Source organism: Bacillus sp. ISL-7 (genome assembly GCF_018613065.1).
On sequence record NZ_JAGGQW010000022.1, the window covers coordinates 15,359 to 31,719 of the forward strand.

15 protein-coding genes are annotated in these 16,361 nt (G+C 39.7%); all 15 read left to right on the forward strand.

Annotated features, from left to right (window positions below):
• The first annotated feature begins 2 nt into the window (after positions 1 to 2).
• A complete protein-coding gene (locus tag J7E66_RS06610) occupies positions 3 to 794 on the forward strand; it encodes an SDR family oxidoreductase (RefSeq protein ID WP_214998571.1) in 792 nt (263 codons plus the stop codon).
• A gap of 25 nt (positions 795 to 819) precedes the next feature.
• Complete coding sequence (locus tag J7E66_RS06615) at positions 820 to 2,508, forward strand: thiamine pyrophosphate-binding protein (RefSeq protein WP_214998572.1); 1,689 nt, start codon at positions 820 to 822, stop codon at positions 2,506 to 2,508.
• 13 nt (positions 2,509 to 2,521) lie between these two features.
• Positions 2,522 to 3,967: an aldehyde dehydrogenase family protein gene (locus J7E66_RS06620; protein ID WP_214998573.1), complete on the forward strand. Its 1,446-nt coding sequence runs from the start codon at positions 2,522 to 2,524 to the stop codon at positions 3,965 to 3,967.
• A gap of 15 nt (positions 3,968 to 3,982) precedes the next feature.
• A complete protein-coding gene (gene nadX / locus J7E66_RS06625; protein WP_214998574.1) occupies positions 3,983 to 4,765 on the forward strand; it encodes an aspartate dehydrogenase in 783 nt (260 codons plus the stop codon).
• 98 nt (positions 4,766 to 4,863) lie between these two features.
• Complete coding sequence (locus tag J7E66_RS06630) at positions 4,864 to 6,168, forward strand: aromatic ring-hydroxylating oxygenase subunit alpha (protein ID WP_214998575.1); 1,305 nt, start codon at positions 4,864 to 4,866, stop codon at positions 6,166 to 6,168.
• Positions 6,169 to 6,223: 55 nt separating this feature from the next.
• The gene (locus J7E66_RS06635; RefSeq protein ID WP_214998576.1) at positions 6,224 to 6,733 is read left to right on the forward strand and encodes an aromatic-ring-hydroxylating dioxygenase subunit beta; all 510 of its coding nucleotides are present in this window, start codon (positions 6,224 to 6,226) and stop codon (positions 6,731 to 6,733) included.
• A 26-nt stretch (positions 6,734 to 6,759) separates the two neighbouring features.
• Entirely contained in the window at positions 6,760 to 7,545 is a 786-nt protein-coding gene (locus tag J7E66_RS06640; RefSeq protein ID WP_214998577.1) for an SDR family NAD(P)-dependent oxidoreductase, read from the forward strand.
• A 34-nt stretch (positions 7,546 to 7,579) separates the two neighbouring features.
• A complete protein-coding gene (locus J7E66_RS06645; RefSeq protein ID WP_251032797.1) occupies positions 7,580 to 8,542 on the forward strand; it encodes a VOC family protein in 963 nt (320 codons plus the stop codon).
• Between the two features lie 144 nt (positions 8,543 to 8,686).
• Positions 8,687 to 9,361 (forward strand): hypothetical protein, encoded by a 675-nt coding sequence (locus tag J7E66_RS06650; protein ID WP_214998578.1) that lies wholly within the window; start codon positions 8,687 to 8,689, stop codon positions 9,359 to 9,361.
• Positions 9,362 to 9,616: 255 nt separating this feature from the next.
• Positions 9,617 to 10,225: a YesL family protein gene (locus tag J7E66_RS06655; RefSeq protein WP_214998579.1), complete on the forward strand. Its 609-nt coding sequence runs from the start codon at positions 9,617 to 9,619 to the stop codon at positions 10,223 to 10,225.
• 462 nt (positions 10,226 to 10,687) lie between these two features.
• Positions 10,688 to 11,707 carry a LacI family DNA-binding transcriptional regulator gene (locus J7E66_RS06660; RefSeq protein WP_214998580.1) on the forward strand — a complete coding sequence of 340 codons (1,020 nt, stop codon included), beginning with the start codon at positions 10,688 to 10,690 and terminating at the stop codon, positions 11,705 to 11,707.
• A 39-nt stretch (positions 11,708 to 11,746) separates the two neighbouring features.
• Positions 11,747 to 13,042 (forward strand): ABC transporter substrate-binding protein, encoded by a 1,296-nt coding sequence (locus J7E66_RS06665; RefSeq protein ID WP_214998581.1) that lies wholly within the window; start codon positions 11,747 to 11,749, stop codon positions 13,040 to 13,042.
• Positions 13,043 to 13,110: 68 nt separating this feature from the next.
• A complete protein-coding gene (locus J7E66_RS06670; protein WP_214998582.1) occupies positions 13,111 to 14,004 on the forward strand; it encodes a carbohydrate ABC transporter permease in 894 nt (297 codons plus the stop codon).
• A gap of 5 nt (positions 14,005 to 14,009) precedes the next feature.
• Positions 14,010 to 14,918, forward strand: coding sequence for a carbohydrate ABC transporter permease (locus tag J7E66_RS06675; protein ID WP_251032798.1), 909 nt, complete (start codon positions 14,010 to 14,012; stop codon positions 14,916 to 14,918).
• Between the two features lie 29 nt (positions 14,919 to 14,947).
• Complete coding sequence (locus J7E66_RS06680) at positions 14,948 to 16,303, forward strand: glycoside hydrolase family 172 protein (RefSeq protein ID WP_214998583.1); 1,356 nt, start codon at positions 14,948 to 14,950, stop codon at positions 16,301 to 16,303.
• The last annotated feature ends 58 nt before the right edge of the window (positions 16,304 to 16,361 follow it).

The window sequence follows — 16,361 nt, forward strand, 5'->3', positions numbered from 1 at the left end:
GGATGGATTTAGGATTAAAGGGTAAAGTAGCGGTCATCATGGGAGGAACCTCTGGAGTTGGCTTAAAGACGGCAGAAATGTTCCTTCAGGAAGGTGCCCGCGTAGCGGTTTGCGGCAGAAATAGCGAGCGGAAAGAAAAAGCCTATGATCACCTGCTGAAATTTGGACCAGCCGATTCGATTTTTGCAGCAACCTGTGACGTGACTAATAAGGATGATGTTAACGCGTTTATCAACGGGACAGCCACACACTTTGGCGGGATTGATATCCTTGTGAATGCTGCTGGACAAAGTGTCATGGGTTACTTTTTTGATGTGACGGATGAACAATGGGAGCAGCAAATCCAATTGAAATACTTTGCGATTATTTATGCGGTGAAGGCGGTTCATCCTTATTTGGTTAAGAATGGCGGCGGCCGCATCATCAATATCAATGCTACGTTAGCGAAAGAGCCGGAAAGACATATGATTGCAACGGCGGCAACAAGAGCCGGATTATTGAATTTAAGTAAGACTCTATCACAAGAGCTTGCATCAGATAATATTTTAGTCAACTCAGTGAGTTTAGGGTTGATTCGTACCGATCAATGGGAGCGAAGAAGATTGAAAAATGCTCCAGATATGAACGCAGAAGACTATTATTCTGATTTAGCCAAAAAGCGAAATATCCCTTTAGGGAGAGTTGGCGAAGCAGAAGAAGTGGCCAGTGTGATTTTATTTTTAGCATCAAGCAAAGCAAGTTATGTAGCCGGTTCAACCATTGAAACAGCTGGAGCGCTGGGGAAAGCGCTTTAATTACTGATAAAGGCAGGAATGAATGATGAGCGAACAAAATCAGATGGAATATACCACAGCAGATGCAGTTGTAAAAGAACTTGTCCGTGCTGGAGTGGAAACAGCGTTTGGAATTGTCAGTATCCACAATATGCCGATCTATGATGCGATTCTCCGGGAAGGAAGCATTCATTTAGTCTGTTCCCGCGGTGAGAGCGGCGCGGCAAATATGGCAGATGGCTATGCCAGAGCAACAGGTAAATTGGGAGTCGTGATTACGAGTACGGGAACAGGTGCCGGTAATGCGGCAGGTTCGTTAATTGAAGCTTGGGCCGCAGGTGTACCTGTTCTTCATCTTACCGGTGAGGTGGCTTCCCCTTACTTAGGAACGGGCAGAGGATATATCCATGAATGTAAAGACCAGTTGTCGATGATGGAAGGGTCTTGTAAAAAAGCAGTTCGCTTAAGAAGACCAGAGCAGGCAGCTGCCGTCGTCCGGCAAGCCATACAAGACGCGTTTGCCTATCCGGCAGGACCAGTAACACTTGAAATCCCCATTGATTTTCAATCAGCCATTATCCCTAATCATCCGATTGAGGATATCAGTATAAAAGCTCCAACTAATAATACCATTCCGTCCATTCCTGAAGAGGCATTAGCCAAAATTAGTCATGCTCGCCGGCCGGTCATTTGGGCAGGAGGAGGAGTGATTACCTCTGGCGCCTCAAATGAGGTTACCGCGTTGGCAGAAACGATTGGGGCGGCCGTGATCACAAGCCAATCTGGAAAAGGAAGCATTCCTGAAAATCATTCACAATGTATCGGTCACTTTGCTGCGAATGAATTAACGAAAACCCTACTGAAAAATTCAGACCTGTTGATCAGTATTGGGGTTCGTTTTAGAGGGAATGAAACAGCCAATTGGAAAGTCCCTGTTCCAAAAGAACATATCTCGATTGACGCGGATTGGCAGGCGATTAATCGTAACTATGAAGCGACCTATGGATTAGTAGGTGATGCGAAACAAATTTTACAAGGATTAAATCAAGCATTATCGCAAAAATCAATCGTTCCAGATCCTGCCTATCTTGATGAAGTACAGTCCGTTCGGGAAGAATTGCGGACACAGTTACGAGCAACACTGGGTCCTTATGAGCAAATCCTCGATGGGATGCGAAACGTGTTACCAGAAAACACGATTTTAGTCCGGGATGTAACCGTTCAGGCGAATGTGTGGGGAAGCCGCTTATTTGAAATCTATCAACCTAGGACATCGATTCACGCGTCCGGCGGCGGGATTGGCCAAGGGCTGCCAACAGCGATTGGTGCGCAAATGGCTTTCAAGGATCGTCCGGTTGTGCTGATGGCAGGCGATGGAGGATTTATGGTCAATGTCGGTGAAATGGCCACTGCTGCCCAGGAAAAACTACCGTTGATTGTGGTCCTGTTTGATGATGCGGGTTACGGGGTGCTTCGAAATATTCAAAGTGCGGCCTATGGTCGTCAAGTTGCCGTTGATTTAATGAGCCCTGACTTTGTGCTACTAGCGCAATCGATGGGATTTGATGCCTCACGGATCGGTTCAGCCACAGAATTTGTCACTGAACTGGAGAAGGCCGTTGCTGGTAAAAAGCCAACGATGATTGTGGTAGACATGGAAGCGGTCGGACCAATGGCGAAACCCTTTGGAGGTCCTCCAGGTGCAGCAGATGCTTTCAAACCGAAAAAGTTATAGGGAGGAATTTAGTGTGATTTCAACACATCCATTTGTTTCAGGAAAATACCTGATTGGCGGGCAGTGGCTTCAAGCGGAAAGAACAGCCAATGTTACCAATCCAGCACATACGAGTGAAGTGGTCGGTGAAGTTGCCTTATGTTCAAAAGCGGATGTAGATCAAGCGGTGGGAACAGCTGCTAAAGTCTATCAAAGCTGGTCTCAAAGTGACATAGAGGATCGGGCAAACCGGATGAAGCTCGCAGCTGATGAGATTAAATCAATCGTGGAAGAGAATGTCAGTTTGTTAGTTCGCGAGAATGGCAAGGTCCTGGTTGAAGCGAAAAAGGATTTGCTTCGAGTAGTTGATATTATGAAACAAGGGGCAGAAGAATTACTAGAATGGTGGAAACCTGAGAGTTTGTCTGGAGGTCAAAAGGTGCAAATCCGCAAGCGTCCGCGCGGGGTTGCAGCTATCATCTCTCCCTGGAATTCACCGCTGATTCTTACCTTTAAGCGAGTCATTCCCGCTGTGTTGACAGGAAATACGGTGGTCGTTAAGCCTGCAACCAGCTGTCCATTAACGATCATGACGTTCTTAAAAGTGGTAGCTTCCTATTTTCCAGATGGGGTTATCAATGTTGTCACCGGTTCTGGGGGTGTGATTGGTGATGCCCTTTGTTCTGATCCGCGCGTCCGTACGATTGCGTTCGTCGGCAGTACGGAAACAGGCAAAGAAATTATGCGTTCTGCTGCTGGGACGGTAAAGAAGCTGTATATGGAGCTGGGCGGGAATGATGCAGCAATACTCCTTGCTGATGCTAAGTTGGATGACGAAGCAATCAAACGTCTCCGTTTTGGGGTTCTTCGCGCGGCAGGGCAAGTGTGCTCCGCCATCAAAAGGATCTATGTACACGAATCCAGATATGAGGAAGTTATTGATAAATTAACGAAGGAATTTAGCCGTATTCGGGTTGGGAATGGGATTCAACCGGATGTTGAAATGGGTCCATTAAATAACAAATCCCAATATGACTATGTAAATGGCCTGATCAATCGAGCAAGTGAATCAGGAGCAAATGTCATTACTGGAGGAATTCAGTTAGATCCGGAATCGTGGGAACAAGGTTATTTTATTATGCCGACGATCATTACTGGTGTGGACCAACAGAGTGAAATCGTTCGTGCCGAACAATTTGGCCCAGTTATTCCGATCCTACCGTTTTCAGATGTAGATGAAGTAGTGCGGCTCGCTAATGACAGTGAATTCGGGTTAAGAGCGTCTGTTTGGACGGAGGATGAATTACTCGCCGTGAAATTAGCTGATCGATTAGAAGCAGGCGCTGTCTTTCATAATAATCATACGGTTTTTCAGGATCTCCATCTTGATTTTCCTGGCCTAAAAGAAAGCGGCTTGTCCCGTGAAACGAGACATTGCGGACTCGAATATTTTGCTGATTCATACGGTTTGGCCAACTAAGAAGGAGGGTATCAGATGAGAATAGGATTAATTGGCGGAGGAAATATTGGAAAGTTCCTCCTTCAAAGCATCAATACCGATGGCCTTCTTTCAGATGGTAAAATTGTAGGTATTTATACACGGAATCAGCACGCAGCCGGGGAGCTTGCTGCTGAGTTTGCAGTAGAAAACTATTCGGATATTCAATCACTTATCCAGTCTAATATTGACCTTGTTGTTGAAGCGGCGACCATTCAAGTGGTGAAAGATTATGCAGCGGCGATCTTAGCAAGTGGTAAAGATTTAGTGTTAAGCAGTGTTGGTGCCTTAGCCGATGTAGATTTTTTTCGAAATCTAGAAAGAATATGTAAAGAAAGCAGTACAAAAATTTATTTACCATCAGGTGCCATTAGCGGATTAGATGTCCTTAAAGCAGCGAAATCCATTGGCGAACTAGAAGCTGTTTCTATTACTACTAGAAAACCTCCACAAGCATTGCCTGGTGCTCCTGCCGATCGAGAACAAGTGATATTCGAGGGCTCTGCGGCAGAAGCGATTGAATTATTCCCGAAAAATATTAATGTATCGATCATCTTGTCATTAGCAGGTCTAGGATCGGATCAAACAGGTGTTAAAATTATTTCTGATCCAGCTGTGATGAAGAATAGTCATTCAATCGAGGCGACTGGTTCATTCGGAACATTATCACTAAAGGTGGAAAATGATCCGATGCCTAATAATCCCAAAACAAGTTACTTGGCTGCATTAAGTGTGTTGGCAGCATTGAAAAATATAGATGCGGTCATTAAAGTGGGATAAGTGTTAAAATGATGGAAGAAAACAGGGGAAACCCGAAGATTTTTGATCTCATTCTCCTGGAAAAGGTATAAGAAAATTAGTGTTAGGGGGAATAGTTGATGGTTAAAACAAACATAAATCTAGAAGACATGTCGCAAAAAGATGTAGTTGAATACTTAAGTGAATCCGTTCAGCCGGAAATTGGCGCGATTCCTGCCTCTCTATTAGGAGATCCAAAAATCTATGATCTTGAACATAAAAAGCTGTTTTTAAAAACATGGATATTTGTTGGTCATGAATCAGAAATTCCCAATAAAAATGATTTCATTACAAGAGATGTTGCTGGTTATTCCGTCATTATTACACGAGGCGCTGATGGTGAAATTCGCTGTCTCTATAATATGTGTACCCACCGCGGCATGAAGCTTTGCCGGGCGGATGCAGGAAATAAATCTTCTTTTACTTGCCCGTATCATGGGTTTAATTTTAAAAACAATGGGGATTGTGTTGGGGTACCGCTGCAAAAAGATATTTATGGTGAGGGATTTGATAAATCTGGTTTAGGGCTTCATCAAGTTAGAATCGAAACCTACAAGGGTCTTATGTTCGGGACGTGGAATGACGAGGCTGAACCATTAGAAGATTTCTTAGGCGATTTTAAATGGTATCTCGATATTTTGGCAGGCCGGGCGGAAATGGAAGTATTGGGGCCGCCGCAACGATTTATTATTCATTCGAACTGGAAAATTGGCGCGGATAACTTTGTGGGTGATTCGTATCATACCATGGTTACGCATGGCTCGATTGTCAAATTGGGAATGGTCCCAAGTGCTACCTATTCCAAAAAGGGTTATCAAATTCATACTGACAAGGGGCATGGCTTAAATCTAGGCACGCCTAATCCTGATTTTGCCTTTCCAGAGGAACTTAAAGAAGAATATAAGTCTAATTTAACAGCAGAGCAGTATGACGTTTTGTCTAATCTAAAAAATATGATTGGCAATATTTTTCCCAATCTATCTTTCTTAATTTCTCATACGAAGGTAAAAGGCCAGTTGATTTCGAATACTTCGGTTCGTCTATGGCGGCCGGTTGGTGTCGATAAAATGGAAGTGATCACTTGGTTTTTAGTGGAGAAAAATGCTTCAGCCGATTGGAAAAGACGTTCGCGTGAGTCGTTTGTTTTGACCTTCAGCCCGTCAGGAATCTTTGAACAAGATGACACAGAGGTATTTACCGATATTACTGCTGTAGCCTCCGGGACGATGCCATTAGTGAAACAGCTGACCTTTAATTATACGATGGGCTTACATCGAAAGCCTGTGGAAGATTTTATTGGCCCGGGTGTCGTTTTTGATGATAAATTCACCGAGGCCAATCAAAGGAACTTTTATCGTTACTGGCTCGATCTCATGACTTCTTAAAGGTTTTATTTTTTGAAGAGAGAAAGCGCCTACAAAAAAGATTGGAGGAGTCATGATGAGTTTAGAGAAGATGCTTGCAACCTTTGAAATGGAACAATGGTTATACCGGGAAGCGAAGTTTCTCGATGATATTGATTTTGATGGCTGGTTTAGTTTGCTGCACCCAGACATTTCTTATCAAATGCCGGTAAGGGTTAATAAGGAAGGGATTGAACGTCCCGATTATTCCTTCGATATGTTTGCTTTTAATGATGACATTGAATTATTAAAAATTCGCGTGGACCGTTTAAAAACAGATTACGCCTGGGCCGAAATCCCGCCGTCTCGTACACGAAGGTCTGTCAATAATGTGAGGCTTCTTGAGTATGTTCCCAATGAAACAGCGGTTGTTAACAGCTATTTGACGATTTATCGCAGCCGAAGTACCGATATTCATCACGATTTAATTTCAGGTGAACGTCAAGATGAATTCACGTATGTTGACGGGGAATGGAAGCTTTCTAAACGCGTATTCATTGTAGATCAAACGACTTTAAATACTAGAAATCTGGCTATATTTGTATAGAAGCCAACGTAGAAAGGAGCACCTTGATGGCTCAGCTTAGTGGGAAATCAATTTATTTGACCGGAGGTGCCTCCGGGATTGGGAGGGCTGTCACCGAGGCATTTGTAAAAGAGGGTGCCGTTGTTACTATCCTTGATCGGTCTGCAGCAGGCTTAAATGAGCTCAAACAGCAATTTGGGGAACAGGTTCAATGCATTGAGGGCGACGTTACGATCTATGATGATCATGTACGAGCAGTGCAAACGGCAGTAGAAACATTTGGGAAGTTAGATGTCTTTGTGGCCAATGCAGGTGTATTCGATGGTTTTGCCAAATTTGAAACCGTCACACCGGAAGCCATGTCAGATGCTTATGACCTCCTTTTCAATATCAATGTAAAGGGATATTTTAATGGGGCAAAAGCAGCCACTGCGGAACTTAAAAAAACAGCAGGGAATATGATTTTCACTGTCTCAGGTGCGGGGTTCTATCCGGATGGCGGAGGGGTTTGGTATACAGCAAGCAAGCATGCTCAAATTGGACTAATGCGCCAACTGGCGTTTGAATTAGCACCGGAAATCCGGGTAAACGCGGTGGCACCTGGAGGAACGTTAACAGCATTACATGTTATTCCACCACTGCAGCCTTTTGTAAAAATGGTCGATAATGAGACGAAAGAGAAAAGCATAAAAAAACGGAACCCCCTTCAAATTGCGATGAAGTCTGAAGATCATGTGGGGGCTTATCTCCTTCTAGCTTCGGATCAGGCCCGCGCGATTACAGGTGAAGTGATTTCAAGTGATGGGGGATTAGCTGTTCGCGGGCTAGGTTGATTTGTATCCGAATTACTAATTGAGGTGAATTTAATTGACCGAATCATTGACGGAAAATAAGCCGTTAGCTGGAAATAACGTCATTAACCAAATTGCTTTCGTGGTTCGTGATATTGAGCAGGCATCGGAAGCATATGCGAAACTTCTTGGGATACCAAAACCAAATTGGTTCTTAACAGGCGATCGTGAAGTTTCTAAAGTGGTCTTTCGCGGTCAGCCAAGTGCTTCTCGGAGTAAACTAGTATTTATGAACACGCCGACTTTGCAAATCGAATTGATTGAACCCAACCAAGAACCTGGGACGATGCGTGAATTTTTGGATACTGTTGGGGAAGGAATTCATCATATCGCCTTTGATGTCGATTCTATTAAAGAGAAACTTCCTGTTTTTGAGGAGAACGGTTACCCATTGCTGCAGAGCGGGGAATTTACGTCTAGTGATGGAAGATATGTTTATGTGGATACGTTAAAAAGTCATAAGACACTAATGGAACTCCTAGAAAGTGATGTTCCGAGGGATACGGCCCCTACCACAGATATCTTCACCCCTTTATTAGGAACCAATAAAATCGAGCAGTTGGCAATTGTCGTAAAAGATCTGGATGCTGCTGCCGAAGCGTATTGCAAGTTATTGGGTGTGGAAAAACCTCCGGTCATTCAATCAGGTCCGAGTGAACTTACTCAGGTTATTTTTGAAGGAAAGCCAACTGAAGCTGACTCGAAATATATGTTTATTAATACCCCTTTACTTCAGCTTGAATTAATTGAGCCGGGTGATTCACCAAGCACTTGGAAAAAGCACCTCGAAACACAAGGCGAAGGTGTTCATCATATTTCCTTTGTAGTTAATGATATCGAGGAAAAAGTGAAATTGCTGGAGGACCTGGGCTATCCCGTCATCCAAAGAGGTAATTTCTGGAACGGTAAAGGCCGATACGCTTACATGGATACTTCATCTACATACAAAGTAATCATCGAATTACTTGAAAGATTTTGATTACTAGAAAAAACAAAACGGAGAGCCCTTGGACTCTCCGTTTTGTCTTATTTATTGGCCCTGTATTTCATTGTGAAAAATTGTACAATAGAAGTTGGGAAATACACTTAGGTTTCGAAAAACATTATGTTTAGGGGTCGGAAAATGGATAGAAAAGAACGGACATTAATTAATTATTACTATGAAAAATTATTGGATAATCGCTTGGATGAGAAGGATGCATACGCCTTTTTAATTCTACTTAGCAATAAGAGCAATGGCAATAGCTGTCTTCAGGAGCTGGCGGGCTTTGTTGTGAGCCGAGGTACGAAGCCCGGAGTTGTCACGGAGTATCTTTGCGAGACAAGAAAAAAGTTTGCTAATCTCGCAAAAATGAACACGGCTCTTAAGATCGAAGAGGTATTTTCATTCAAGGAAATAAAAAATGGCATCAATCAAGTGCTGGTTGATTGTGGGTTAAAGAGCATATCCAATGAACAAGTTAACGATATTATTGTGTGTGTTATCTCGATACTACAGCATGTGAAAATTACTGAAAACGGAAGAGAGATCGGTCAATTGTTTTTTGCCATCGCTAGTAAACAGGTCATGTTAATGGCTGAAGTGGGGATTGTGCAGAACGGTGGAGGTAAGAAAACAAATGTAGTTTTCCCAGTTCTCACCGCGAAAAACAATTATGCAACAATCAAGAAACAAGATAAATATGATGCCCCATACTTTTTTGAAGAAAAAGTCATTGAAATTACCAATCAGGACGGAAAGATGGAAATTAACTTTGTAGGGTCAATGGGGTCTGACCCCCAATCGGCTAAAGTTTAAAGCGATAGAGTATGAAAATATAAGGAAACAGAAACATTCCCGAAATGAATGTGGCTGTTTCCATTTTTATTTTGTTAACTGGTGTCAGGCACCAACGTCTATAGGGGTTTCAACTATCTGTTGCCCACAAAGCTCGCAAGCATTGAGGATTAAATGAAATATTGACCTTTACAAAGTTGTTTCATAGGTCTTAAAATTGAACTACATTTAAATTTTTACAATTAGGAATTATCTGCAAAATAAGGAGGGTTAAGTTTGAATAATGGCATACTAAACAAGTTTCATAGTCTTTCTACCTGGATCTCCAATTTAGCCTATATTAATATTCTTTGGCTGACGTTTACACTTTTAGGTGGAGTACTATTAGGAATTTTTCCTGCAACCATAGCTATGTTTTTTATTATTAAAAGAATGTTTTTGGAGAAAAGTGATTTTAGTATCATAAAGGAATTTACTATACTCTATAAAAAAGAGTTCAAAAAGAGCAACCTACTATTTTTTCCTTTTATTTTATTAGCTATTATTATCGCTGCTGATATCCGTTTTATTTCTTCTTTGGATTTTGCATTTAATAGCTTGGTAGTTAAATTATTTTATGTATTGTTGTTTCTATTGGCCATGATTTTCTTATATAGCCTTGTCGTTTATATCTATGGCGCCCGTGGGAAAAAAGAAATTTTTAAGAGTTCTCTCTATATATTATTTCATAATCCGATGACCAACCTATATATTTTAACAGGGTTATTATTGCTACATTTCTTGACATTAAAGGTAGCTGGCCTATCCGTAGTGTTCTCTGGATCCGTTTTTAGTTTAATCGTTTTAATGATTGTACAAAAAACTGCAAAAAAACTTTATAGTTAGGTATATTGACAGACAATTCAAAATAAATTAAACTAACATCATAGAAAACGATTACATGAAAAGGAAACTTATTTTTATATTTAATCGATTAGATAAGGTCGTAACCAAACCTTTTTTATTTCATTATTCATTTAATCGATTAAATAGGATAGCACATATTGGGTCGTCCTTTTTATTTAACCGTTTAGTTAATCGATTAAATAGAGTATCCAACATCTAGATTATTACATATTTATCCTTTTAATTAATCGATTAATTATAAAAAATACAATGATTTAATCGTACGAGGGTTCATTTTAGAATATTATTTAAACGATTAAATCAAAATGGAGCAATAATTTTTTTTACCAAATTTAGTTAATCGATTAAATAGGAGGTGAGAAAAACTAACTAATTACAATCAAGTTAAGAATACTAAACGAGTAATGTTAGAAATTGAGAATTAATTAGGAGTGTAGTTTTTTGGAAACTAAAAGAGCAAACATAAAGGATGTTGCTAAAAAAGCCAATGTATCAACAGCTACTGTTTCAAATGTAATGAATTCTTCAAGATTTGTAAAAGAAGATACACGAATAAGAGTCCTTCAAGCAATGGAAGAGTTGAATTATACCCCGAGTGCTGTAGCAAAATCATTAAAGGGAAAAGATACGAAAGTGATCGGTTTAATCATTCCGATCCTTCCAAATGATACTTCAGCAGATTTTTTCCTCTCGCTTTCGATTGGTGTTGAAAGTGTCTTAAATAAAGTAGGATACAAATTGGTTATTAGCAATTCTCGTGAAAATATAAATGACGAACTAGAGCAAATCGATATGTTTAACACCCAATTTATTGAGTATATTGATGGATTAATCATTGCTCCTACTTCTAACCTTGGTAATGAAACTAACGAAGCATTTAATAGATATCCAGCGGTTTATGTCGATCGCAAACCGAACTCAACGAAAAAAGTAGATACAGTATATTCTAATAACTATTCTGTTACCTATGAAGCAATTGAAATGATGGTTAAGAAGAAAAGAAGAAAAATTGCCTTCTTTTCTGGTCCAATCGATGTTTCAAGTACGATTGAGCGTTTTGAGGCATATAAAGATGTCCTTAGAAGGTACCAGATTGAACTGAATGAAGAGCTAATATTTGTAGGGGAGTCCTCCTTTGATGAAGGATATCAAATGGCAAAAGAACTTTTTTCTACACAAGAAGTTGATGGCATTATAGCAGTCAATAATGTTATTGCTATGGGAGTTTACAAGGTACTAAAAGAAAAGAATATCCAAATCCCAGAAGAGGTATCGTTCATTGCTTATGATGATTTTAATTGGATGGAGCTAACAGAGCCATCAATTACCACCATAAGACAACCATCATTTGAGATGGGGCAGACCGCAGCAAGGCTTCTTTTAGAGAGGCTGGAGGATCACACAAAAGAGGCAGAAGAAATTTGTATAGAATCGACAATCGTTCTTAGAAATTCCTTATAGGGTTAATAACTAAACCTAAAAAATGGCCGGAGGTTCAGCATGAAAAAATTTAAAATTTTATTAAGTTTGGTAATGCTTATTGGTTTGATTCTAGCTGGTTGTGGAAAAAAAGAATCTGCAACATCTGCAGATGGTAAAACAACTATAGATTTTGCGATTCATGTAGCGAATCCAAAAGAACAAGAGCCTGCTTTTTATAAAGTAATTGAAAAATTCCAGGAGGAAAACCCAGATATTAAAGTTAACCTTATTGGGAAAGAGCAACAAGAACATGTGAAAGGTATTAAAATGCAATCTCAATCGGATAAACTCCCGGATGTTTTCTGGATGCTGCCAGCTTCAGCAGCTGAGTTAGAGAAGGCTGGTATGTTAATGGACTTAACAGGATTTCTTGATGATAATCCAGATATTAAGAGTTCACTAAAACCAAACATGATCAAATCCTTTAACAAGGATGGCCGTCAGTACGGCTTACCATATCAACCACTGATCACGGGCCTATTCTATAACAAAGCACTTTTCGATAAGTACGGGGTAAAGATTCCTGAAACCTTTGAGGATTTAGCAGAAGCAACAAAAGTATTTGAAAAGAACGGTATTACCACGATTTCAAAAGGTGCTAAAGATGATTACTCTGTATGGGCCTTTTTAACAATGCTTTCAAGATATGGGTACTTTGACAAAATCGATAATATTCTTGCAGGAAAAGAAAGCTATAACAACACAGACTTTGTCAACTACTACAAAAAAATCGGTGAGTTACAGAAGTTAGGTGCGTTTCCTAAAAACGTTACTACACAAACCTATTTCCAAGCCGTTGAGCAATTTTTAGCGGGCAAAGCAGCAATGTTGGATTCTGGTATGTGGGATGTTCAAAAAATTGAACAAAGCCCTATTGGAAAAGATGTAGGTTTTTGGTGGGGACCAACCTTTACTGATGGCGTAGGCGACCAAAAAGTAAGTTCAGTTGTACCTTCTGCTCCGTTGCTGGTTAGTAAAAAAGCAGGAGAGAACAAAGCGAAGAAAGAAGCTGTCTTGAAATTGTTGAAGTTCTACTATGGTGAAAAGGGTACTCAAATTATGGTAGATAACCAAGTAGCCCCAATGACGAATGCCACGGTGAATGTAGATGAAGCTGCACATCCATTGTTTAAAAAGTTAGTTGATCAAGTACAGCTTGAAGGCTGGACCAGTCAACAAAACCAACCTGACCTTGTGGTTCCTGAAGCGATCGGAAGTGCCATGTACGACAGTATTTATGGTGTAATTAATGGAACTTACACCCCAGAGCAAGCGGCAAAAGTTGTGGATGAAAAAATTTCGGCAATTAAATAATTATTAGTAATTGGCTAATGTAATAGATTTGTTTATTGCATTAGCCAACTCATAAAGTAGGTGGAAAAATGCGATGGTTTAGTAATAATAAAAACAAAATAATCCTGCTATTACCAACAATTCTAGTCTATTTAATGTACATTCTGATGCCAATAGTAATTGCAACCTATTACAGTTTTACAAGTTTTACAGGTATTGGTGTACCCCAGTTTGTGGGACTGTCTAACTATCAGCGATTATTCAATGATCCAATATTTATAATCGCGCTTAAGAATACCTTTATCGTCCTATTGGTTACCATAGTTATTCTAATCCCCGGTGCTTTTTTGCTATCACTATTACTAAATAAGAAAATGAAGGGTGTAGGTGCATTACGAGCTATAAACTATTCTCCTTCTATCATAGCGCCAATCATGGTTGGGTTAATTTGGGTATTTATTTTAGATCCTCAAATTGGCTTGGTGAATACCTTCTTAGGAAAAATTGGTCTCGAGTCCCTTACTTTTGAGTGGATTGGCGGCGATACCTTAACTCCATTTTCAGTTGCCATTGTCCAAAGTTGGCAGAGTTTAGGTTACATAGCCACAATATTTTTAGCAGGATTAACATTAATTCCAGCAGAACTCTATGAAGCAGCTGAAATGGACGGGGCAAGTAAATTCAAGCAATTGGTAAACATTACCATCCCTTTGCTTAATGAAACGTTTAAATTAAACACGATATTAGTTATTACCCTTTGTTTTAAAATCTTTGAAACTGTACTCCAATTAACCAATGGTGGACCAAATCACTTGTCAGATGTATTGGTAACGTTTATGTACAGTACCACCTTTACTTCAGGGGAGTATGGTTATGGGATGTCGATAGCAGTAATATCATTACTCGCGACGATTCTATTTGCAGGTGTTTTCCTTGGAATCTTTACAATAGGTAAAAGACTAAGTAATAAGGAAGGGGTGTGAGAAGGATGAAGTCAGAAGATACCTATATTGCTCCAATGAAGCCAACGGTGTCACAAGACACTTCGATTGAAACATTGACTCGTAAAGAATCTAGATTGAATAAGCTTTCCAGCATCCTTACTTATGCAGTCACATTACTTGTAATGGTTCCTTTTATTTGGATGATTGTCTTATCCTTTCAAGATAACCAGACGATCCTTACAAATCCATTTTCGTTACCTGATAGTCTAAACTTCGATAACTATAAGCGCGCTTTCGAAACATTGGATATGGGCTTGCTTTATAAGAATACCTTTATTATTGCCATTGTATCGGTATTCCTAGAAATGATCATTACCTTTATGAGCTCTTATGCCATTAGTAGATTAATATATAAACGTGAAAAATTAAAAAATGGCTTGTACTATTTTCTTATTATTGGGCTTGCCATCCCGCCGTTTATCTTATTGTTTCCAATCTACCGAATTACGATTTCGTTAGGAATTGAAAATACGTATCTATCACTTATTTTACCGTATATTGCTACTTCGATTTCATTTAATACGTTATTGTTTACCGGCTTTCTAAAAGATTTCCCGGCTGAAATTGAAGAAGCAGCAGTAATTGATGGCTGTAACTTATTTACATTGTGTACAAAAGTGGTTTTCCCGGTCATCAGGCCAGTGGTCATGACGATCTTTATCTTTAATATTCTTTATATCTGGAATGAATTCCCTTTTGCAGTCACACTTATTAGTGATCCTGACCATATGACCATTCCGCTTGCGATATCTGAATTTAAAGGAAGATACAACATTGATTACGGTGGAATTGTATCAGCAAGCTTACTATTTATTATTCCACAATTAGTGTTTTATGGAGTTTTCCAAAAACACATTATTAAGGGTATGACTGCTGGAGCAGTTAAAGGATAAAAAAACAATGATATGGAGGCAACTTTATTATGAAAACTTCTAACGGACTTATGCAAAATTTAACTAGACATACAGATGTGAGATCATCAAGGGTTTCAAGTTCTGACCAATCAGGAAGAAACCAAGATTATTGGCTGATTCCACCAAACGAGTCAGTAGTATTAGGAGAAATCGAAGGACCAGGCTGCTTAACACATTTTTGGATGACATCTTTCTGCAGAAAAATTATGGGGCCAAGTATCGTGGATCCAGTTTTAGGCAGTAATGTAGCACCAGTAAATGAAATCCACAATGCTCTAGGTGTTACGTGGGAAGAACAAGATCCATTTTATTACAGAAAAGCATTGATTAAAATTACTTGGGATGATCAAGATACACCAAGCGTTTTGGCGCCATTAGGAGATTTTTTCTGTGTGGGACATTCGTTACCAGGCAATTTCCAATCCGTACCATTCAATGTTTCTGTTAAACCAGAGGAAGCAAATAAGTTTGGTGCGCCCGCTGCCTTAAACTGCTATTTCCCAATGCCATTTAACAAAAAGGCAAAAATTGAAATCGTGAACGAAAACTCATTACCATTTGGTCTGTATTTCTATATCGATTATGAGCTATATAAAGAAGAGTTGCCTAAAGATACTGTCTACTTCCATGCGAACTGGCATCGTGAAAATCCTTGTGAAGGCTGGGGAAATGACCTTCAAGTAAATAGCCCTGCTATCCAGAGTGTATCAAATCTAACAGGTGAAGATAACTATGTGATTTTAGAAACAGAAGGTAAGGGGCATTATGTGGGTTGTAACTTATCAGTAAATCACTTCCAGGGAAGTTGGTGGGGTGAAGGTGATGATATGATCTTCATCGACGGTGAAAAAGAACCTAGCATTGATGGAACAGGTACTGAGGATTACTTTGGACACGCATGGGGAATGCAAAAGAATGCATTCTTGTATAACGGATCGATTATTCATGAGAGTGACAAACCCGGTTACCAGGTTTCCTATAGATTCCACATCGCAGATCCCATTCATTTCTCTGAAAGCATTAAGGTTACAATAGAGCATGGACATGCAAATCACTTGTCAGATGACTGGTCGTCAACTGCTTATTGGTATCAGACGTTACCATCGCCAAAGCTTGATATCCTTCCAGTGGAAGATAGATTACCGCATGTTGCCCAAATGCCAGTTGTGAAACAAAAGGCTAAGAAAGAACTAAATGAAGAGCAGCAAAAGGCATTTGAATCAGCAAAAGAAAGAGAAGCATTCTATGTGGAAGAGAAGAAGAAACAAATGGAAATTAAATACAACAAAACAAGAGAATCTTCTATTGGAAATAAAGAGCATGCTCAACGTGTAAAAGAAAGCCTTAAGGGTAAATGGGATTAAGATTAATAAAATTGGGGATAAATGTTTCTATCAATCTATATATCAGCTTATATTAAAT

Bases quoted from the DNA above. Each gene is read 5' to 3' on its own strand.
- J7E66_RS06630 (WP_214998575.1), top strand. From the start codon at position 4,864: ATGGTTAAAACAAACATAAATCTAGAAGACATGTCGCAAAAAGATGTA.
- J7E66_RS06640 (WP_214998577.1), top strand. From the start codon at position 6,760: ATGGCTCAGCTTAGTGGGAAATCAATTTATTTGACCGGAGGTGCCTCC.
- J7E66_RS06665 (WP_214998581.1), top strand. From the start codon at position 11,747: ATGAAAAAATTTAAAATTTTATTAAGTTTGGTAATGCTTATTGGTTTG.
- J7E66_RS06615 (WP_214998572.1), top strand. From the start codon at position 820: ATGAGCGAACAAAATCAGATGGAATATACCACAGCAGATGCAGTTGTA.
- J7E66_RS06670 (WP_214998582.1), top strand. From the start codon at position 13,111: ATGCGATGGTTTAGTAATAATAAAAACAAAATAATCCTGCTATTACCA.
- J7E66_RS06650 (WP_214998578.1), top strand. From the start codon at position 8,687: ATGGATAGAAAAGAACGGACATTAATTAATTATTACTATGAAAAATTA.
- nadX (WP_214998574.1), top strand. From the start codon at position 3,983: ATGAGAATAGGATTAATTGGCGGAGGAAATATTGGAAAGTTCCTCCTT.
- J7E66_RS06680 (WP_214998583.1), top strand. From the start codon at position 14,948: ATGAAAACTTCTAACGGACTTATGCAAAATTTAACTAGACATACAGAT.
- J7E66_RS06675 (WP_251032798.1), top strand. From the start codon at position 14,010: ATGAAGTCAGAAGATACCTATATTGCTCCAATGAAGCCAACGGTGTCA.
- J7E66_RS06635 (WP_214998576.1), top strand. From the start codon at position 6,224: ATGAGTTTAGAGAAGATGCTTGCAACCTTTGAAATGGAACAATGGTTA.
- J7E66_RS06610 (WP_214998571.1), top strand. From the start codon at position 3: ATGGATTTAGGATTAAAGGGTAAAGTAGCGGTCATCATGGGAGGAACC.